At 56.0% G+C, this 19,928-nt stretch carries 20 protein-coding genes and 5 pseudogenes; 17 read left to right on the forward strand and 8 right to left on the reverse strand.

The annotated features are described in order from the left end of the window. Nucleotides 1-2: 2 nt before the first annotated feature. The 3 genes from ACA057_RS13805 to ACA057_RS13815 form a co-directional block, all read right to left on the reverse strand. Nucleotides 3-752 carry an SDR family NAD(P)-dependent oxidoreductase gene (locus tag ACA057_RS13805; RefSeq protein ID WP_497349188.1) on the reverse strand — a complete coding sequence of 250 codons (750 nt, stop codon included), beginning with the start codon at nt 750-752 and terminating at the stop codon, nt 3-5. Then, nucleotides 749-1,171: a nuclear transport factor 2 family protein gene (locus ACA057_RS13810; protein ID WP_497349190.1), complete on the reverse strand. Its 423-nt coding sequence runs from the start codon at nt 1,169-1,171 to the stop codon at nt 749-751. The genes ACA057_RS13805 and ACA057_RS13810 overlap by 4 nt, the downstream gene beginning before the upstream one ends. 125 nt (nt 1,172-1,296) lie before the next feature. Continuing rightward, complete coding sequence (locus tag ACA057_RS13815) at nt 1,297-1,743, reverse strand: PAS domain-containing protein (protein WP_497349192.1); 447 nt, start codon at nt 1,741-1,743, stop codon at nt 1,297-1,299. 164 nt (nt 1,744-1,907) lie between these two features. Here ACA057_RS13815 and ACA057_RS13820 point away from each other — a divergent pair, with 164 nt between their 5' ends. The 6 genes and pseudogenes from ACA057_RS13820 to ACA057_RS13845 all read left to right on the forward strand — a co-directional run bounded on the left by ACA057_RS13820 (nt 1,908) and on the right by ACA057_RS13845 (nt 6,889). Then, nucleotides 1,908-2,825, forward strand: coding sequence for a MerR family transcriptional regulator (locus ACA057_RS13820; RefSeq protein WP_497349194.1), 918 nt, complete (start codon nt 1,908-1,910; stop codon nt 2,823-2,825). 508 nt (nt 2,826-3,333) lie between these two features. Beyond that, nucleotides 3,334-4,299 (forward strand): alpha/beta fold hydrolase, encoded by a 966-nt coding sequence (locus ACA057_RS13825; RefSeq protein ID WP_497349196.1) that lies wholly within the window; start codon nt 3,334-3,336, stop codon nt 4,297-4,299. A gap of 147 nt (nt 4,300-4,446) precedes the next feature. Beyond that, a pseudogene (locus tag ACA057_RS13830) lies at nt 4,447-4,642 on the forward strand (transposase); the annotation flags it as partial. Between the two features lie 297 nt (nt 4,643-4,939). Continuing rightward, a complete protein-coding gene (locus ACA057_RS13835; RefSeq protein ID WP_497349198.1) occupies nt 4,940-5,482 on the forward strand; it encodes a DUF3455 domain-containing protein in 543 nt (180 codons plus the stop codon). A gap of 106 nt (nt 5,483-5,588) precedes the next feature. After that, nucleotides 5,589-6,155 (forward strand): sigma-70 family RNA polymerase sigma factor, encoded by a 567-nt coding sequence (locus ACA057_RS13840; RefSeq protein WP_437179743.1) that lies wholly within the window; start codon nt 5,589-5,591, stop codon nt 6,153-6,155. Further along, nucleotides 6,152-6,889 carry an anti-sigma factor gene (locus tag ACA057_RS13845; protein WP_497349200.1) on the forward strand — a complete coding sequence of 246 codons (738 nt, stop codon included), beginning with the start codon at nt 6,152-6,154 and terminating at the stop codon, nt 6,887-6,889. The genes ACA057_RS13840 and ACA057_RS13845 overlap by 4 nt, the downstream gene beginning before the upstream one ends. Before the next feature lie 47 nt (nt 6,890-6,936). Here the strand turns inward: ACA057_RS13845 and ACA057_RS13850 are convergent. Continuing rightward, a pseudogene (locus ACA057_RS13850) lies at nt 6,937-7,083 on the reverse strand (KUP/HAK/KT family potassium transporter); the annotation flags it as partial. Here ACA057_RS13850 and ACA057_RS13855 point away from each other — a divergent pair. Further along, nucleotides 7,066-7,194: pseudogene (locus tag ACA057_RS13855) on the forward strand (DUF1289 domain-containing protein); the annotation flags it as partial. The pseudogenes ACA057_RS13850 and ACA057_RS13855 overlap by 18 nt on opposite strands. Before the next feature lie 420 nt (nt 7,195-7,614). On the opposite strand, the gene ACA057_RS13860 reads toward ACA057_RS13855, so the two are convergent. Next, on the reverse strand, nt 7,615-8,805 hold the full coding sequence (locus tag ACA057_RS13860; protein ID WP_150633846.1) for an MFS transporter: 1,191 nt from the start codon (nt 8,803-8,805) through the stop codon (nt 7,615-7,617). Next, nucleotides 8,802-9,995 carry a serine hydrolase domain-containing protein gene (locus tag ACA057_RS13865; RefSeq protein ID WP_497349202.1) on the reverse strand — a complete coding sequence of 398 codons (1,194 nt, stop codon included), beginning with the start codon at nt 9,993-9,995 and terminating at the stop codon, nt 8,802-8,804. The genes ACA057_RS13860 and ACA057_RS13865 overlap by 4 nt, the downstream gene beginning before the upstream one ends. A 115-nt stretch (nt 9,996-10,110) precedes the next feature. Here ACA057_RS13865 and ACA057_RS13870 point away from each other — a divergent pair, with 115 nt between their 5' ends. From ACA057_RS13870 to ACA057_RS13910, 9 genes and pseudogenes are all read left to right on the forward strand, one after another. Further along, entirely contained in the window at nt 10,111-11,028 is a 918-nt protein-coding gene (locus ACA057_RS13870; protein ID WP_458377305.1) for a LysR family transcriptional regulator, read from the forward strand. Nucleotides 11,029-11,262: 234 nt separating this feature from the next. Continuing rightward, nucleotides 11,263-11,481 carry a hypothetical protein gene (locus tag ACA057_RS13875; protein WP_109636033.1) on the forward strand — a complete coding sequence of 73 codons (219 nt, stop codon included), beginning with the start codon at nt 11,263-11,265 and terminating at the stop codon, nt 11,479-11,481. Nucleotides 11,482-11,606: 125 nt separating this feature from the next. Beyond that, entirely contained in the window at nt 11,607-11,915 is a 309-nt protein-coding gene (locus tag ACA057_RS13880; RefSeq protein ID WP_123366410.1) for a hypothetical protein, read from the forward strand. 727 nt (nt 11,916-12,642) lie between these two features. After that, nucleotides 12,643-12,837: a hypothetical protein gene (locus ACA057_RS13885; RefSeq protein ID WP_497349205.1), complete on the forward strand. Its 195-nt coding sequence runs from the start codon at nt 12,643-12,645 to the stop codon at nt 12,835-12,837. Between the two features lie 171 nt (nt 12,838-13,008). Then, a pseudogene (locus tag ACA057_RS13890) lies at nt 13,009-13,146 on the forward strand (transcriptional regulator); the annotation flags it as partial. Between the two features lie 185 nt (nt 13,147-13,331). Then, on the forward strand, nt 13,332-13,868 hold the full coding sequence (locus ACA057_RS13895; RefSeq protein WP_497349892.1) for a hypothetical protein: 537 nt from the start codon (nt 13,332-13,334) through the stop codon (nt 13,866-13,868). 99 nt (nt 13,869-13,967) lie between these two features. Continuing rightward, nucleotides 13,968-14,402 carry a hypothetical protein gene (locus ACA057_RS13900; RefSeq protein ID WP_497349207.1) on the forward strand — a complete coding sequence of 145 codons (435 nt, stop codon included), beginning with the start codon at nt 13,968-13,970 and terminating at the stop codon, nt 14,400-14,402. Then, nucleotides 14,399-15,874, forward strand: a complete 1,476-nt coding sequence (locus ACA057_RS13905) for an ATPase domain-containing protein (RefSeq protein ID WP_497349209.1) — start codon at nt 14,399-14,401, stop codon at nt 15,872-15,874. Before ACA057_RS13900 ends, ACA057_RS13905 begins: the two co-directional genes overlap by 4 nt. Before the next feature lie 9 nt (nt 15,875-15,883). Then, a complete protein-coding gene (locus ACA057_RS13910) occupies nt 15,884-16,915 on the forward strand; it encodes a sensor histidine kinase (RefSeq protein ID WP_497349211.1) in 1,032 nt (343 codons plus the stop codon). Nucleotides 16,916-17,764: 849 nt separating this feature from the next. Here the strand turns inward: ACA057_RS13910 and ACA057_RS13915 are convergent. Continuing rightward, nucleotides 17,765-17,968 (reverse strand): hypothetical protein, encoded by a 204-nt coding sequence (locus ACA057_RS13915; RefSeq protein WP_497349894.1) that lies wholly within the window; start codon nt 17,966-17,968, stop codon nt 17,765-17,767. Nucleotides 17,969-18,362: 394 nt separating this feature from the next. Between ACA057_RS13915 and ACA057_RS13920 the strand changes: the two are divergent. Further along, nucleotides 18,363-18,983: pseudogene (locus ACA057_RS13920) on the forward strand (tyrosine-type recombinase/integrase). Between the two features lie 109 nt (nt 18,984-19,092). Here ACA057_RS13920 and ACA057_RS13925 read toward each other — a convergent pair. Then, a complete protein-coding gene (locus tag ACA057_RS13925; RefSeq protein WP_497349896.1) occupies nt 19,093-19,860 on the reverse strand; it encodes a transporter in 768 nt (255 codons plus the stop codon). Nucleotides 19,861-19,928 lie beyond the last annotated feature (68 nt).

The raw sequence follows: 19,928 nt of genomic DNA on the forward strand, positions 1-19,928 counted from the left end.
CGCTATTCCTGTTCGGTTCGCGCCAGTCGACTACCCAGGGCCAGGCGCCAACGCGCTGGCAGGGCGCCAAGCAAGCGCAGGACGAGTATGAAGAGGCGTGGAAAGTTGATCTCCAACGGTCGTCGCGTCAGGCGCGCGACGACATGCCGCGCGGCGCGGTCGGCCGTCCAGAGTTGTGGCATGGCAAAGGTATTGCGCTGAGTCAGGGGGGTGTCGATGAAGCCTGGGCTGACCAGCGTTACATCGATGCCTTCGGCATGTAGATCCAGGCGCAGGGACTCGACCAGATAACGCAGGGCCGCCTTGGACGCGCCATAGGCTCCAGCCCGGGGCAGCGCCAGCCAGGTCACCGAGCTGCCGATCACTACGAGGTGTGGTCTGCGCCCGCGGCGCAGCAGTGGAAGGGCCGCCTGCAGGCAGTAACTGACTGCCAACAAATTGGTGCGCATCACGCGCTCGACTGTCTCGGCCTCGAACCTGCCCGGCACAAGATACTCGCAGGTGCCGGCGTTCAGGATCACCAGGTCCAGCGCGCCCCATGCATGCTCGATGTTCTCGCAGATAGCCGAGACCTGTCGTGGGTCAGTCACATCGCCGGTTGCGAGCAGCGCCCCGGGGTAGCGAAGCATCAGCGGCATCAGAGCCTCCGCCCGGCGGCCACCCAAGGCCACCTCATGGCCTTGCTCCAGCAGCCGTTCAGCCAGGGCCGCACCGAGGCCGCTGCTGGCGCCTGTCAGCCAGCAGCGGCTCATGCGAGCCTGCCCTTGATCCAGCCAATCACCCCGCCAAGTACCGGGACGTGCTCGTAGAGCAGGGCGCCGGCATCGAAGTAGTCGTGGTGCAGGTAGACATGTGTCGCCCAGCGCAGGTGGCTGCAGCCATGCAGACTGATCGGCTGACCGCGGGAAAGGCGTGGATGACGGAAATGCAGGATCCAGCGAAGATAACCCTGGCCGGGGGCGGTTTCATCCGCGTCAAGGAGGTCGTAGCGGATATCCTGGACGTTGGTGTACAGCTTTTCAAAGTACGTGCGCAGTGCCGGCAAGCCATCCAGCTGATGCAAGGGATCACGAAACTGAACGTCGTTGCTGTATAGCTCGCCCAGGCAGTCCAGGCGTTCTGCGTTCAGCGTTGCGAACGTATCAGCGAAATGGTGGAGATATGCAGACATGGCAGGCTCCAGGCAAAGTTGTACAATTCGAGAAGACTGTACACATTTATCTGAAGCCTACGGGGAAAATTGTACAAGTCAATATTCTTGTACACTTTTTGTGTCGGTCGTAGTGCTACTAGTCGTTAGCCACCCAGCATTGCCAGTTTGCTGCGAAGCTCGGCCACTTCGGTCTCAAGTGACTGAATCCTTTCCAGAGCGGCAATCTTGTCGCTGACGTCGTGCTGTATGCCAATGTAGTAGGTCAGCTGGTCGGCATCATTGTGCACGGGAGTGATAGACAGCTCGTTCCAGAACGGGCTGCCATCCTTGCGATAGTTGCGCAGCACCTGACGGCAGGGCTGACCGAGGCGGATGGCGTCGCGGATGGCCTCCAGGCCCGCCTGGCCATGATCGTCTGCCTGCAGGAACCGGCAATCCTGGTAGAGAATTTCGTCGGCACTGTAGCCGGTCAGGCGTTCGAAGGCAGGGTTGGCGTAGATGAGGATGCTGTCATTGCCTTCCTGCTCGGCCACGACGATGCCGTCATTGGAGGCTTCAACCATAAGTTGCAGGAGTTTGGCGTCAATCATGGTCTGGGCTCATTGTGATTTGTGGGTTTGCCCCTCAGCGTAGTCGTCAGCGACTGCCATGCCTAGATGGCAGGGCGCAGGGCCGTCGGATATCGATGGGTGCTGGTTAAAAAGTGTCATGCCTGGTTTAGAATGCCGACACACTCAGGATGCAACGACTTTCAATGACCGAGCCCATCGAATCCACCTCCGCCGACACCTTGCTCCCCATGCGGGAAGTCGCCAGCCTGACGGGCGTCAACCCAATCACCTTGCGGGCATGGGAGCGCCGCCACGGGCTGATCCGACCAGTACGCACTGTGGGAGGGCATCGCCTGTATTCGCAACAGGACATTGAACATATTCGTAGCATCATGCTCTGGACCAGCCGGGGCCTGCCCATCAGCAAGATAGGCGCTTTGCTCATCCGGCAGCAGGACACGCCCGGTATCACTGTTTCAGGCTCGGCCGAAGCCCCCTTGGTCCAGTGGCAAGAGGCAGTTCATCGTGCCACGCAGGCTTTTGATGGCGCTGAGCTGGAGCGCCTGCACGGGCAACTATTTACGATCTATCCGAAAGCTATTGCACTGGAGTCTATTCTGCTGCCGGTCTGGCGCAGCCTGGCATCCGGTAATCATTTCGGTCGACGCAGTCAGTGGTTGTTCCTTGACGCCTTCTTGCGTGCGCGGATGTTATTGCGACTGCAGATGAACCAGAGCAATGGTGCTTGCGTGCTGCTGGCAGACGGCTCGGGCCATGCGCGCGAATTGGAGCTGTTGTGTGCTGGTTTGTTGATGAGCAGTGACCATTTGCGCATCGAGGTGCTGGGCACGGGCCAGCCTCTGGAAGAACTGCCGTTGCTGTGTGAAGCAATTCAGCCCGCCGCGCTGGTGCTATGGGTCCAGGCGCCACTGCAGGCAGATGCACACAAGCGACTGCGAGCCCTTCAAATGGGCGTTACGTGCCCAGTGGCCTTGGCCGGCGACGCAGCTGCCGCGTCGTCGGCAGGGTTGCGTGGTTCTTCGATTGCCATTTTGGGCAATGACGAAGCGAGTATTTTGCCCAGGCTGGAAGCCTTGGTAAGGGGAACACTGCAAATTTGAATCGTCGTTCCAGCTAAGGAGGGTTACCTCAAACTGCATTGCAATCTTCATCCAGCTCCTGCCAAGGGTTCGATACAGAGCCTGACCTGGAAGACTGGGGGATATACCTATGCAAAGGGGCGCGGGCGTCGGGATTATCTACAGGCCCTTGCGGGGAAGAGAGTCTTCAGTTTCGAGGGGAGAGCGAGAGGATTTGGAAGGCCGCTTTTGGCCGTTTTCAGCCGGTCGCGACAGGCAGAAATCAGCCAGAAGCAGCCGCCGGCGTGAGAGTCAGCAAGCTTGAATCGGCACAGCATACTCCTGGTCATCCTTGGCAAGCCTCGATCGTTCGAGGGGGTGTTTGCAGCTGTTCCCACATGCGGGCGCCGGGATTTTTTGTAGGTTGTGTATCGCTGTGTAAGTTTGCCCGGGAACATACCGGCGATTACAAAACCTATACAGGGTGGATACATCGAGGTGACACAGTTTTCCCACACCTCCTTATCCACCCATCAGTCGGAGCCCTCCGATGAGTAAAATGCTTTCTGCCCTGGCCCTTGGTTGCGCCTTGGGTTTGTCTCTTTCCTACACTGCACAGGCTGCCGAGTCGGCGGGGTATTCCACAGAGCAACTGGCGGTTGCGTACCGCAGTATCAAGGTAGATGACCTAACGATTTTCTACCGTGAAGCCGGTCGGCCGGATGCGCCGACCTTATTGCTGCTTCACGGTTTTCCCAGTTCTTCACGCATGTATGACTCGCTGCTGGCGCGGCTGGCTCAGAATTATCATCTGGTGGCTCCTGACTATCCGGGCTTTGGTCATAGCGATGCGCCGGACCCCAAGGTGTTTGCCTATACCTTCGATCATCTGGCCAGTGTGATGGAGCATTTCACCGAGGCGCTGGGGCTGAAAAAGTATGCGCTGTATGTACAGGATTACGGCGGTCCGGTTGGCTTCAGAATGATGCTGGTTCACCCTGAAAGGGTGCAGGCGTTGATAGTTCAGAATGCAGTGTCCCATGAGGATGGTTTGGGACCGTTGTGGCAAAAACGTCGTGAGTTCTGGGCCAATCGGGCGGCGAACGAGGCGGGGCTGCGGGCGAGTTTTTTCTCCTTCGCGACCACTCGACAGCGGCATGTGGGGGCCAACCCGAATGTCGAGGTTTTCAACCCGGATCTATGGACCGACGAGTTCAATTTCCTGAATCAGCCCGGGCAAGCGGATATTCAGAGCGATCTGTTTTACGATTATCGCAACAACGTGGCCAGCTATCCGAAGTGGCAAGCGTGGTTGCGCGAACATCAACCACCAACGTTGGTGGTTTGGGGAAAGTTTGATCCATCTTTTGATGTGGCTGAGGCTGAGGCGTATCGCCGGGATTTGCCGAATGCAGAGGTTCATGTGCTGGAGGCGGGGCATTTTGCGCTGGATGAACAGCCTGGGCAGATTGCCGGGTTGGTGGGGGCGTTTCTTGGTAAGCATATGAGGGAGTGATGTCGGCGAGGCTGACTTGTTCGCGCCAGGCTGCTCCCACAGGGAATTGACTGGGCACTTGGCGTGCACCCCCATTGAACAGGGCTTTCCGCGCTTTCGCTCCGAGCGATTTGGTGGTTCATCCGCAAACAAGTAGACAGGTGAATAGCCGACACAGGGCGTTGTGCTTACCATCCCCCGATCTTGCTGAAGATATTACGACTATCTAAACCGCATTCAATTGAGTCGGCGTCTTGAACGAAAGACCCGGCGCAACGTCAAGCCGACGTTGCTGGCTGGGTGTTTGATGCCTGATTTCCTGAACATCGCGAACTTCCGAAAAGACAACAACAAGGCCATTCGAATGGAGCAAGGGTACTGCTTTCTCGTCATCATCACTTCGGTGCTTAGTGGCTCATAAAGTGAACCGCCCCCGATTTCCTAAAAAATCTGAATGCCGGCTTATGGCCGATTACTGCCTCCCACGAAGGGCGGCAATCGGCCAGAAGCAGACACTCACACAGTCGAGCGATCAACCAGTAACGCTACAACCCTTTCTCCAAAGATATTTTTTCAATCAGCTGCATCCAGATAATCCTCCCGCGGGTAGTACAGGTAGTAGCCATAGCTGCTGAACTGATTACTTTCTGGAGAGATTTGCATGAACGCTAAACGATTCCTGTGCATTGTCAGTAGTACGCTTGCAACTACCTGCTTGTTGGTCACAGTGCCAGTTGCCTATGCGCAAACAGATCTGCCCGACAGCATCAAGGTCCCGGACGGTCATAAGATCGCGCTGGAGACCGTGGGGACGGGCGAAATCACGTATGAGTGTCGCGAAAAGGCTAACTCCGCTGGCCAGACTGAATGGACTTTCGTCGGCCCCAAAGCGGTACTTAATGATCGCAACGGCCAACAGGTCGGCACTTACTTCGGACCGCCTGCTACCTGGCAAGCTAAAGACGGCTCTAAAATCACCGGGACACAACTGGCAGTTGCCCCCTCAGGCACCGGTGACCTCCCTTATCAGTTAGTCAAGGCCAACCCAGCTGAAGGTAAAGGCGCGATGAACGGTGTCAGTTATATCCAGAGGGTGGCCATCAAGGGCGGTGTAGCGCCTATGACCGACTGCTCCGCCGCTAACAAAGGTAAACGGGAGATCGTGAAATATCAGGCCGACTATATTTTTTGGGCAGCCAATTAAGCCAACGATCCAGAGCAGGTTGTTTGCGCGCAAGTCGTCTACGCTGCTTCGATGGAACTCCAGCCCTATGGCTGGAGTATTTACCACCTGCTGATGGCTGAAAACCTTGTCCTTGCCTGAGCCCTGTTTTGACTATGAAGCCTGCCTGATTGCTTGCACCCGAGGCGAGCAGCAGGCACTGCGAGACTTGTATGAGCAGGAAAGTGCTCGTCTTCTGGGGGTTGCAAAGCGCATCGCCCGTGATAACGCCCTGGCCGAAGACATCGTACACGATGCCTTTATCAATATTTGGACCCGTGCCGCCAGTTTCGATCCAGCGAGAGGCTCTGCGCGGGGCTGGATTTTCAGCGTAACGCGGCACTTGGCGCTGAACTTCATGCGAGATAGTGCCAGGGAGGTACAGGTCAGCGAGCAACAGGAAACGGCACTGCACGCTTCCGCTTCACTGGAAGCATCACAAGAGAGTGTGGACACCTTCGATTATCAAGCCCGTTCAGGGCGGATCTATAGGTGCCTCGAACAACTGGAGCCGGCGCGTCGCAACTGCATCCTGCATGCGTACGTCGACGGCTATTCGCATTCGGAAATTTCACAGAAACTGGGCGCACCGCTGGGGACCGTCAAAGCCTGGATCAAACGCGGTCTGGCAGCATTGCGGGAGTGCATGGGATGACCATAAGCCCACATGATGACAGCCCCGACAACGACAACATTGAAGAGCTGGCGAGTGAGTATGTGTTAGGCACATTGTCGGCAGAGCGTCGCATCGAAGTACAAAAGCGACTTGCTCTGGATGCCGATTTGCGAGCAGTTGTGGATGCATGGGAACAGCGTTTGCTTGCGTTGACCGAACTGGCTGAACCGCAAACACCTACGGCATCACTCTGGGGTCGTATCGAGCGCAGCTTGAACAGCATTGACCGGCGAGCACCACGAGTGACGACCACCGCGCAGCCAATCTCATGGTGGAACCTTCTTCCGCTATGGCGTGGGCTGGCGGGGACAGGTCTTGTTGCAACGTTGTTGCTCGGAACATTGCTACTGACACAAACAGCTCAAGTGAGTCCGACCACCTACCTGGTCGTTCTGGTGGCTCCGCAGAACCAGGCGCCCGGCTGGGTGATACAGGCGAGCAACCCAAGAGAAATCCAACTGATACCATTGGGGGTCGCGCAAATCCCAACCGATAAAGCACTTGAGTTCTGGACCAAAGCGGACGGCTGGCAAGGTCCAGTATCCCTTGGACTCGTCAAACCTGGGCAAACGCTTTCTGTCCCCTTGGATAGATTGCCGCCGCTGGAACCCAACCAACTCTTTGAGTTGACTCTGGAAAACCCCAATGGATCGCCGACTGGCAAACCCACAGGACCGATTCAGTTCATTGGACGGGCCGTTAAAGTGATCTGAGCGAGCGTTTTGGATGAAAAGGCCGCAGAGGCGGCCTTGTTCGCCCCTTACATCTCTACCTGAGAAACCAGTTCAATCACACTGTTCAGTGGCAATTTGAAATACTTCAGGTTGCTGTTGGCGTTCGTCAGCAAAAGCGCGAAAGGACTCTCCCGCCAGCGCGCCATCCCAATGCACTTGGTGGGGATCCGTGTGTGAGCTGCGGGCGAAGCAAGGAAGACATCGGAAAATGGAAACGCATGAAGCGGTCTGAAAAAATTGCCGCTGTGCAAAGGGCGAATGTGCGCTTGAAAGAGCTGAAGAAAGTACATCAATATTCACTTGCCCTGAATGACTGCTTTGGGTCCAGGCTGTGTAAAAACGTTTTTGAGCGCGACAGGTACTCAAAATCGGACTGGAAATCGCGTTACTACGCGAAATCCACACCTGCTGACGTGCCGATAAATTTCAGATTTAACGTAGATGCGCATACTTCAATTTTGGTGAAGCGTTTTTACACACTCTGGGTCGGTTGCGGCCTTTTGCGACAGGCACTTTTCGGCCAGAAGCGGACACTGGGTATGGATTGCAGATCTCGTACAGACACTACTCAAGGGGCTATGCAGACCTGTTCGAACCACGCGGCAAAGGTTGGCGATAGCTGTCATGCCGGTCCACTTCCGTCCAAAAGCTTTGGGATGCGCTGTTAACGAGGTTCGCCGCTGCCTGCTACCACATCAGCACATTCAAATTGCATCGGATTTCACCCCCTGCACCACGGGAAACCCGCGCAACTTGGCCGACCACGTCACCATCAGCGTGGCCACCAACAGCACCAGTAGTGCAGGAGGGAATGCTTCTACGCCGAGTCGGTCGAGTAGCAGACCTCCCACAATGCCCCCGCCAGCAATTGCGATGTTCCAAGCAGTCACGAGCATGGATTGTGCGACATCTGACGCGTCGCCAGCAGTTCGGACCAATGCCGTTTGAAACAACGTTGCGGCTCCGCCAAAGGCTAATCCCCACGCGCCAATCGCTACGAAAACGGCAACGGGTTCGGTGGCTGCTATACCCAGCACCATCGCTGAAATGCCAAACAATGCGGTACTCGCCAGGGTCAGCGCGCGCAGGTACTGGTCGATTAACAGCCCAACAATCCAGATTCCCAGCAGCGATGTGATTCCGAAGACTAGCAGTACTACATCCGTCTGCGCCCCCAGGCCGGCCACTTGCAGAAACGGGGCGATGTAGGTGTAGAGAATGTTGTGCGCAAGGACGAACGCCAGTACCACGAAGAGCACGGGGCGAATGCCCCACAGTGTGAATACATAGCGCAGCGACAGACGTTTTTGTTCAGCCTTTCCGGCGAAGTCCGGCACGTTGAAGCGCACCCATGCCATCAGCAGCACGGCCAGCAGGCTCATGATGCCGAAGCACATGCGCCATCCCAGGACGTTGCCCAGAAAGGTTCCGGCCGGGATGCCCAACGAGAGCGCCAGGGGTGTGCCCACCATCGCAATCGCGATGGCGCGGCCTTTGCGGTGTTCGGGCACCAGGCGCGCGGCATAGCCGGCCAATAACGCCCACAATAGCCCCGCCGCAACGCCGGCCAGAAAGCGCGCCGCGATCGTCAACGTGAAGCTGGTCGAAAACGTTGTGACCGTGTTGGCAATGGCAAAGCCGGCGATGGCAGCGAGTAGCAAGGGACGGCGACGAAATCCTTGTGTGGCCGCCGTTAACGGCATGGCGGCCATTAGCGATCCAATGGCGTAGGCGGTGACGGTTTGCCCGACCCACGCCTCGGAGACGGCCAGCCCCTGTGCCATCTGCGGCAGCAGACCCGCCGGCAGTGCTTCGGTAAGGATGGTGATGAAGGCGGCCATTGCCAGCGCCAACAAGGGTGCATAAGGCATGCGATCCTGCACTTCCGAGTTCATTGGCCTAGCTCCGCGACGCCGTATACCGCGTCCCGCAGGTCGGTTACGAACCGTCCCGACATGCCCTCGTACAACGTGTTGGTGAAGGCGACGACACTCAGCTTCTGCTGTCGATCCACACACCACGAATGGCCATAGGCGCCACCCCAACGCCAGGTGCCTGGCGACTCGGGGGTGACCGCCAAGACCGGATCGCGCAGTATCGAGAACCCCAGACCAAAGCCGAACCCCGGTGCAGCGGGCAATTCCCGGCCGCCCGTTTGATCGAGTGCCATCTCCTCGACGAGTGCCGTGGACAGCAGCTCACCGCCGCCGCGACGCAATGTTTCAAGGAGGCGCAGGAAGTCCTCGGCTGTTCCGGCCATGCCGGCACCACCCGACGCAAACGCCTGCGGGTTGAAGATGCGGGCGGGGCTGAACGGGATGCCGATCGCCCCCTCGAACGGCGAAACGATTTCGCCTTCGGCCAGCGCATGGGGCTCGGGAGTCGCACTGACGTAGGCGGTAGGCACGCGCGATGGATCCAGCGCGGCAAAGCCAGTATCGGTCATGCGCAGCGGATCAGTCACGAGCTGGCGCACCGCATCAGCCAGTTGCTCGCCCTGCACCCGCTGAATCACCGCCCCTAGTACATCGGTTGCCACCGAATAGCCCCAGGCCGTGCCGGGCTCGTACAGCAGCGGCACGCTGGCGATGCGGCTCAGGTTCTCGGTGAGGCTGACGGTGGACGCATCCATACCATCCGAGACACCGGCCTGTGCATAGGGGCCATGCCCATCGGCTTCGAAAAAGCGATAGCCAAGCCCCGCCGTGTGACTAAGCAAATGCCGCACCGTGATGCGGGCAGCACGTCCATCAGCCAACTGTGGCCGAAACTCGGGCAACCACTGCTCAACGCTGTCATCCAGACCGAGACGGCCTTGCGCTACCAACACCAGGGCCGCCGTCGAGACAATAGGTTTGCTGACCGATGCCAAGCGAAACACCGCCTCTACGCTCATCGGCAACCGCTTCTCGCGGTCGGCCCAGCCGGCCGCCTGGCGATGGACCAACTCGCCATCGCGGGCCACCAATACTACCGCGCCAACCAGTCGCTGCTGCTCCAGCGCTTGCTGGACCGTTGCTTCAATGCGCGCGGACAATTGACGTGAAATCGTGCCCGTGGATAAAGCGAATTCGGGGAGGGTCATGCGCAGTTCCTTCTGAGAGTGGAGAACCCCGCCACGATAGAAAGTCTAGGATTAAAGAAAAACTGGGGTAGAGTTCCATTTTATACGGAGCAGAACATCCGCAATGGAGGGCAGCATGGACAGCTTGAATGGCTTTGTGGTGTTTGTGCAGGTCGCTGAAAATCGCAGTTTCGTTGCGGCCGGCCGAATGCTGGGGGTGTCGGCGTCGGCCATCGGCAAGAGCGTGGCGCGGCTGGAAGAGAAGCTCGGTGTTCGCCTGTTTCACCGCAGCACGCGCAGCGTCACGCCGACTGCCGAAGGCATGCTGTTTCTGGAGCGCAGCCGTCGGATTCTGGCAGAAATCGAGGCGGCTCAACTGGAACTGTCGCAAGCCAGCGTCGCTCCACGTGGACGCTTGAGGGTCAGCCTGCCCTTGGTCAGTTCGCTGGTACATCCGGTGCTCGGCGACTTTATGCGTGAGTACCCGGCCATTGAATTGGACCTAGACTTCAGCGACCGCCTGGTCGATGTGATCGAGGAAGGTTTCGACGTCGTGGTCAGAACCGGCGCGCCTACGGATTCGCGTTTATCGGCGCGTAAGCTCGGTTCATTCCGTTCGTTGCTGGTCGCCTCGCCGGACTACCTGGCAGCGCGTGGTACGCCAAAGGTACCAACCGATCTGCTGCAGCACAGCTGCTTGCACTACCGTTTCCCCAATAGCGGCAAGCTGGAAACCTGGGCCTTGCGTCGTACTGCTGAGGAGCCCGAGTTATCCTTGCCCATTTCGATGATCTGCAACACCATCGAAACCCGTTTATGCTTTGCCTTGCGGGGACTGGGCATCGCCTATCTGCCGGAGTTCTCCGTGAGGCAGGCGCTCACTGAGGGGCAGCTGTGGACCGTTTTGCCAGAGCACACAGAGCGCAATGGCGAGTTTCATTTACTCTGGCCTTCCAGTAAACACCCTTCTCCCAAGGTGCGGGTATTCGTCGACTTCCTCTGCGCCCGGGTTTTTCCGGGGAGAAAGGGGACGGATTTATTTTCACTACTCTAAACGTCCGCTATTGGCCGTTCTCTACCGGTCGTCATTCCCACGTGCGCTGGTCAAGTCGGCTGCAAATGACTGGTCAGTTGTGATGCAGATGGGGGGCAAGTCCGTGCAACTCCAAAAGCCCAGCCGCCCGCTGGGCTTTTTACTGCCCGCTCATCTGCTCAGTCGCACACTTTCCACCTGCCAAATTCAAACTATTACGGCCCAGAAAAGCTGGACCTCATTGGTGAGGTGGGTATGTCTACCGATTCGAGTTTTCAAAACCAAACACAAGGTTCTGTTCCATCCAAGCCTGAGCCAGGTTCAGATGAGCCGACGCTAGATCCAGACGATCCGAACAAATACGATCCGTTGAAAAATCCAAGCGATGATCGTCCAGAAGACTGGAAGGATCCTGGTGAGAGGACTACCCCAGAGGCGGATGAACAGACACCGCTTTCTGACGATAGGAGATAGGAGAGAAAGCCCGGCCAGTGAGCCGGGTTTTTCTTCTCCGTCCGTCCACTGCGCTGCACTTGTAACGCTTTGCCGTTTCTCATGTTCAAGCACGGACATCCCGCGCATCAGTACGGAGGTTCAGCATGGACATTGACGAGAACGCACCTGGCAACAAATCACAGCAGCCCGAAACGCGCACGACGGACAACGAAACCGGCCATGACCCCAAGAGGGACGAGCCCGAAGTTCCGCTGCCTCCAGACGACGAGGCTCCTGTCGACGAAGACATGACTGACGTGGATGCAAATAACTCGGTGTCGAGTGAGCATCCAGAAGCTGGACAGAGCGGTCGAGTCGATAACCCTGACGCCGACCCACAGATGGACGATCAGGACGAAAACGATAAGGAAGCTCGCGGTATGCCTGCGAGTGACCCTGAATCAGGTGCCTGAATTAGTTCGGATGATTTCCGATGCCCGCTCAACGCGGGCTTTTTTACGCCTCGAGTTTACCTGTAGCCAGGGCAGCCGTTGGGAAGGCCTGGACGTCGATGGACGGATAGTGCGACGTACGGAATCAACACCGGCGACCCCCGTACCCTGACCTCCCATGCTTTCGGGGTGGTGCGAGGCGGGATCAGCGAGACCGATGCAATAGGGCGTTGGCGCCGTGAACGTCTTCGGCAGACAACGGGATTTAGAGCAGTGAATAGCCGCTGGGTTCGTACACGCGTCTAATGCCTGCTTTTGGCCGGTTGCTACCGGATACAACTGGCAGCTTTGGCCGTTTTCAGCCGGTCGCGACAGGCAGAAATCGGCCATAAGCAGACGGTCACGACCGACCGCTTATGGCCGAAAGCCCTAACGCCGGCCACATCAATACCGCGAGCGTTAGCTTGATGAACTTTTCGTTTCTGTGATGGCGTCCAGCGCGCTCTGCACATTGTCGGTGACATCGACTGATCCGCGTCGCTTTCAAACGCGGGGACAAAGATCGGGCCGCTCCCTTCTTTCATGCACGACTCTTCCGCCCCGCTATAGAGGCTGACTTTGACGGAGAAGTTTCGGGGCTAAACGATCCAGCGATCGGACGGTATGAATTATTTGGCGTGTTCGTACTCCACCGCTCGAGGAACAGTTGTTTCTCAATGGCGGTGACCTCCGCGCCGAGGCAAAGCTAATGGCATCGATCGAAGATTTTAGGATGAAATCACAAGAGCTCCTGATAGAGCTCGACGCCGCTACGATGGAAATGATGACGCTGGTGACATCCAAATGCGTTTCAGGCCCCGACTGGGATTTTGCCAGCAAGAGGCAGCACGACGCCTATGACAGCTGGGATGCTTTTATGAATACGCCTAACACTAGGATTTAAATTGCAGATTCTGAAAAGTACCGGCTCACTAGCTGAGATAGACAATCTCGATCAATGCTTTTTTGTCTGATGCAAGAGAGTCCTATGAGTAGGCAAGAAGTTTTTAGCAAAAGAGTTAGAAATACACCATGAGTACGAAGTGGCGACAATTTTCATCTGCGACATGTTGAGCAAGCCTCGCGGGTAAAAGTCTACAAAAATCCGCTTGCCAGCGAGGTTATCGAAACCAAAGGCGGTAACCAAAATACATTGAAAGAGTGGAAAGCGAAATATGGCTCCGACATCGTAGTGTCCTGGCTTTCCAAGTGAAATTAGTTTGAGTACAAAACGGCTGAGAGGCCATTTTTGTTGGCGTTGCGGAGGAATGCGGATAAACGTCTGGCTAACACTGATGTTAGTGAGTACCAATGCTAACGTGGGATAAGTCCAGTTCAATTCGCAGGTTGGGATGGGTGGTAAGCCGGCTTCATATGTTTGATAAGGATGAACTCACCGTGCCGAGAATTTTGACTTCCCAGATAAGTGACACCGCACTAAACGAGCACAATGCCAGGATGTTCGGGTCGCCAAAGGAGCGCTTGGATTTTTACCGAAGAGAGATTCAGTACGAAACCAGCATATTGGCTAATCGAACTAACGCCTTTTTGGCATCTCAGTCTTTTTTGGTCATTGCATTTGCCTCCTCTATGGGCAATCTCAACCCCGAATGGGGCAAGTTGTTCACGCTGGTAGTACCCCCGTTTCTTACCTTGCTTGGAGTGCTAAGTTCGTTGAACGCTTGGCCCGGTATCCGTGCGGCATACGACATTATCGGCCATTGGCATTTCAAGCAGAGCGAGCTATTACATAGCGAGCCGTTAATGGGGTTGGCGTATGACGAGTCGCCTTTATTTTGTAAGCGAGAGTCCACGCAGAAGGGGTACCGAAAGGCGTTGCTGTTTTCAATGCGCATACCTTGGATCTTTGCGACGTTCTGGATATTGCTTGGAATTTGGTCGGTTTGTATCCAAATCACCAAACTAGGTGCTTGAGAGAGATATTCGGACATCATCAGCTCTGCGCCAAATGAAAACTCGATCACAGGTTATAGGGTGTACCATCGATAGGTGCCCATCAAAAATCAGTGAGCCATGTCCACGCTAAGCGAAGAGAGCCGCCAGATCGTAGCTTCTCTGGCGCACCGTGTTGGCCCCAACGCTGACATTGCAAGGATCGCCCAGGCGATCATTTCAACCTTGCGGGATATGGATTTAGCCCTCACGCCCATCATCGGCAAACAAGGGCTTGCCGCGCTTTTTCGCCGCAGCCTCCATCTGTGCGTCTCCATTCATTCGCGTCTGGCCCGCACCTACGACAAAGAGCAGTCGGGCATGGATCTGATTGCCCTCAAGTCCTTAATCGTTGAGCAAAGCGACGCCGATGCGTTGTTTTTCGGTGAAGTGTTGCTGACCACTTTCTACGAGCTGCTGACCACGCTCATCGGCCCCTCGCTCACCGAACGTTTGCTTCGTGGCATGTGGGAACCTTCTTTGAGTGACACCCCTTCGCAGGAAAACTCGCCATGAGCACCAAAGTGACTATCAACCGCCTGGCCACCGGTGTGCCAGGGCTAGACGAGGTGCTGGGCGGAGGACTGCCGGAGTTTTCGTTCAACCTGATCGCCGGCCCGCCGGGTTGCGGCAAAACTACCCTGGCGCACCAGATGATGTTTGCCCTGGCCACGCCCGAGCGCCCGGCGCTGTTCTTTACCGTGCTAGGCGAGCCGCCGCTGAAGATGTTGCGTTATCAGCAGCAATTCGACTTTTTCGACAGCGAAGTGATCAACCAGTCGATCCGCTATATCAACCTGACCGACGACACCCTGGCCGGGAATCTGGACGAAGTGCTGCGGCGCATCGTCAGCGAGGTGGAGGCTTACTCCCCGGCGCTGGTGTTCGTCGACTCTTTCCGTTCGGTGGTGCTGGCCAGCCAGACTCAGGACAACCCCAACAACAACCTGCCGCAGTTCGTTCAGCAACTGGGCATGTTGATGACCACCTGGCAGGCGACGACCTTCCTGATTGGCGAATACTTCAACGAAACCGACACCAACCCGATTTTCACCGTGGCCGATGGCCTGATCTGGCTGCGCCAGAGCGTTCAGCGCAACTCGATGGTGCGCAAGATAGAAATCATGAAAATGCGCGGACAGCCAACATTACCGGGACTGCACACCTTCCGCATCGGCCCCTCGGGGATAAAGGTCTTCTCGCCTGCTGCGTCAAATCTGACGGAAGTGCCTCTGGAATTCCCGATCAGACGCCTAAAAATGGGTGTCCCGCAGCTCGACGAAATGCTCGGTGGAGGCCTACCTCGGGGTTATTCCTTGCTGGTGGCTGGGCCGTCGGGGTCGGGCAAAAGCATCCTGGCGGCGACGTTCCTGGCGGAAGGCGCACGCAACGGCGAAACCGGCGTCATCGCGGTGTTCGAACAACGACCCAATCATTTTCAAAATGCCGCCCTCATTCAATTGATCCAAAACGGTCAGGTCGGCTTGGTGGACAGTCGCGCACCAGACTTGTCCATCGACGAAATCGTGCAGTTGCTGCTCAGCGAGATCAGCCGACTGAAAGCCACCCGGGTGGTGATCGATTCGTTGTCGGGCTTCGAACTGGCGCTGGCGCCGACCTTCCGCGAAGACTTCCGTGAATCGCTATCGCGTATGGTCACCGCGCTGACCCGTGCCGGGGTAACTGTGCTGATGACTTCGGAACTGGAAGACCGCTACACCGACCTGCGTTTTAGCCCTTACGGCACAGCGTTCCTTACCGACGCCATCATCGTTCAACGCTACATTGAAGTGCAGAGTCGTTTGCTGCGCATCATGGCCGTGGTCAAGTTGCGGGCTAGCGCTCACTCCGATGAGCTGCGCCTGTATCGCATCGACGAAAACGGCCTGCAGATTGGCGAAATGCTTCATGACCAAGAAGGTCTACTCGGAGGCCGCCCCAAAAAGCGGATTTCAGGTGTATCACACCCAGGAGATAAAAATGCTTGAGCCCGACTCATGAGTAATGTCGACGGCAAGAAAGAGCGTGAGATCGCTAATGCCGCTCACGAACTCTTCCTGCTTGGCCAGAAAACCGTTGAAGCGCGCGCCGTGCTGGCAGCCTTGCAAAAAGAGTTGAGCGACGCCAGCAACCCGTTGGGGGACAGCCAGCAGACCGAGCAAGTGATTGAGGCCAATCAGCAGTTGGTACCGGCTAAACTCCTCGTGCAGTCAGAAGAAGTAGTCGCCCCTCGTTTGGAAGAACAGCGGATGTATCAGGAACTGCGTGAGGCTAATGCGCAATTGGTCATAGCTGCGCTCAGCGCTCAAGACCTTCAAGCTGTAGCCGAGCGCGCACTGAGTCAGCAAAAAAGCATACTGGCGACAGTGGCCCATGAACTACGTAATCCATTAACACCTATCAGCATGATTGCAGAACGCATGGTTCGGATGCCTAGTGACGAATTGCCTCGAATGCGGCAGTTGATCGAGGGCCAAGTGCAACATATGTCACAGCTGGTCGACGATTTGCTGGACGTCTCCCGTGCCAGCACCGGGAAGTTGCGACTCAATCTCCGTGATATCGACATGATTCAAGTTCTACGTGAGGCCATTGATACGTGTCGCCCCTTAATGAGCGCACAAGAGCAGCGATTCGACGCCCACCTTCCCGATGGCATCTTGATGGTCAATGGTGACCCGGGGCGCCTCGCGCAGATTCTCCAAAACCTTCTAGCGAATGCGGCTAAATACACACCGACTCACGGTAGAATCGAACTGTCCTTAACAGTAGCGTCCGACGTTTTGAAGATAAAGATTTCCGACAATGGAATCGGTATTTCCGCTAAAGCGCTCCCGTTTATTTTCGACCCCTATGTGCAAGACGTGCATGCCGTCGGCTTCAATGGTTCAGGCTTGGGCATCGGATTGACGGTAGTCCGCGAGCTGGTTGAGGCGCACGGTGGCGAGGTTACCGGCATGAGCGAGGGTGATGGCAAGGGTAGCGAGTTCGTTGTCACGTTTCCGTTGGTGATCCATTCAAGCAGATAAAAAAGGCCTGGACACTGATCTATCTGAGTCCAGGGGCACGGGCCAGATCCCGCCAGACAATACGACGGCCGTCCATCGCTATGGCTTATCCATTAAAAACCGCAATCAAGATTCTTGGTGGGCACTGCAACTCAACTTCGAGTCAGACCCGCGGAGTACTGGATCCGACATGAACGCAGCGGACGACTTTAGATTTAAATCTCATGAGTTGCTTTTAGACCTAGATGCAGCTGTTAACAAAATGATGATGTTGGTCTCAGCTCGTGAGCTTTCCGGTGAAAGGTGGAGTGCGGCTGTAACGCGACATTCGGACGCGTATTCAGCTTGGAGTTCACATTTCAATGAGTCATCGCTACCGAACTCTCATAGCCTTTAATTCATGAGTTCGTGTCTGCGTTATTGAGCGAAATTAATGCGGTCATGCGACCCGCCGGATCAAGCCTTATGCTATCTGACGTCTGTAGGTGCGGCATTGTGATCAACCACTTTACTGCCGAGCTAGTGCTGACGTTCCTCCTTGAATGAACGGGGGCACCGGGAGAATTGGGCTTGGAATACATTGGTCTTGGCAATGGCACGCGAAGATCGTGATAGTGATTTCAGCCTGGATCATTGGTTCTCAACAGCTACGTAGGCGGGTGATCGCTTTCTGGGGATCCACCGTGAGCAATGCTTTGAGGTTAACCTGGGGGCGTCATGCGAACGCCTATACATTGATTCTGCTTGAGTGCGTACTTCTGGGCATAAACGCCCGTGGCCAAGAAGAATCTTAACGGCTATCGAGCTTCCTGATGCCTGGCGCCAGAGGTACGGTTTAGTACCTCTGGCGCCTGATTTTGAAGGATAAACCTAGTTTACATCGAGGTTCTTCTTGAACCCGCGAAGGTTCATTAGGAAAAGGCAAATCTGCAAAACGATGAGGGCATAGGCCTCTACGTACCCCCCCCAAATCACCCACAGTATATTGCTCAAACTGAAGCATACGAACCCTGTCATCCGTCTTGCGGGTCGTTGGGACCCGATAAGCCACGCTGCAACCACGGTTACCAGCATCGCAGGCCATTGAACCCAATCCAGGTAGCTCAAAATTACTCCCTAAATTTCTCCGAGAATCAAAGATAGAGGATGATATTGACGAATGATTCAGAGTTTCTCGTGAGACGTACTCCGTAACCACTCGTCCGGGAATGATTAGATTATTGAGCGTGTGTTCCTTTATTATAGACAGATAAGTCATGTGCTGACGAAACGCGCCCCTCGTTCGGCCTCCTTTTAAATATCACCATCTAGGAGAAAATAATAACAGTGCTCCGTTATGGGAGCAGGTACAGGGTTTGGCTTGAAGTTTCTTGAATGTATGAAATGAAGGGCTGCTACTGGCCGGTTAGCGACCTCCACTCATTGTGATTGATCCACCCTTGTCCTCCCTCAACGTGGAGGACGAGCCATGAACATTATTGCTAAAAACAGACATCAGCCTTGGAACAAGGGAAAGCTTGTCGGGCAGAAAGCCCCGCTTCGAGTCAGAGATATCTGGGCCATTCGGGTCAGACTCCAGCTCGCGGAGAAGACACGGGATCTGGCGCTGTTCAACTTGGCCATCGATAGCAAGCTGCGTGCCTGTGACTTAACTAAGCTGCTAGTCCGAGACATAGCCCATGGGGAACATGGGTCCTTACGGGCCATCATGATGCAGCAGAAAACCCAGCACCCAGTGCAATTTGAAATCACTGAGCAAACCCGAACGGTTCTGGAGGCTTGGATGCGACAGGCCTACCTCCGCAGCGAGGATTTTTTGTTTCCGACCCGGCTGCACAGCTCAGATCATCTCTCCACCAGGCAATATGCTCGAATAGTAAAAGCATAGGTGACCGCCATTGGCCTTGATCCAAGCATGTACGGCACTCACACGCTCCGGCGAACCAAGGCCTCGCTGATCTATCGCAGGACGAAGAACCTAAGAGCTGTCCAACTCCTGCTAGGTCATACGTAGCTTGAAAGCACCGTCAGATACCTGGGAATCGAAGTCGATGATGCCCTGGAAATGGCGGAGCAGACAGAGGTCTAACCCCCCTAGTGACGGTCGATGCTAGACCGTCGCTATTCGACCCAATGTGGCCATCGTATGAAGCAGAAGTCAGTCGAATTGCCTGTCTTTCGCCGGACTTATCTACCCGTCAGCGTGGAAACAGTAACGTCACAGCCACGCGAAAGCCCCAGCCTTGCGCACCATCCTCCGGACTGTCGAGCCAGTACCGTGGACCAGCTTGCAACGTTAGAGGTTGACCGCCGACTTTCAACAACTGGGTGACCGTCAGGTTGACTGGTACTGCCCACTCCCGGGATTGCCAGTTATAGGTCGACTCGGTGTTCACCCCATAAGTGGTGAAGGTAGCGGTTGTGTACGAGATGAAAGGTTGCAGGAAGGTCTGGTTAACCTTTTCTTTGTCTTCCGGAGGGCTGTCCTCCAACCCCCAGATATGGTTAGCGAGAATACCCCGAGTCCAGCCGTTTGACTGTTTTAGCGCGACCGCTGTCGGGCCTAGACCCCATTGCTTACTGCTGAGCAGTTTATCGCTGCCGGTAGGAATCAACAGCGCTGGGCCGACACCGAGGATCCAACCATTACCGGTGGGTTTTGTGGGAGAGAAGAAAAAACTTTGGGTCACGTCGCCGATGCCGGATTTATCCGCCGCGCCATTTGGCGCTAGGCCGTGCTGGTCGATCACTGGCAGGATGGTTCGCGAAATCAAGTTCCAGTCGTCGTTCAAACTAAAGGGCAATACGGGCTGGATGTTAGTGACGCTGTGCATGCCATCACCGCTCGGCCCCATCTTCTGATCCCAGTTGTATTGCACCGGAAGGCTGTACATTGCGGCAACCGGGTTGAGTGCCTTCTTTGCCAATTCTGCTGAATCCTCGGCCTGTACCCAACTGCTCTGCATAGCGACAATAGCGGCCGATAGGAGAGTTAACGGTAGTTGTATTCGCAACATGTTCCCTCCTATTCGGC

This window comes from Pseudomonas sp. LBUM1661, from assembly GCF_059695925.1.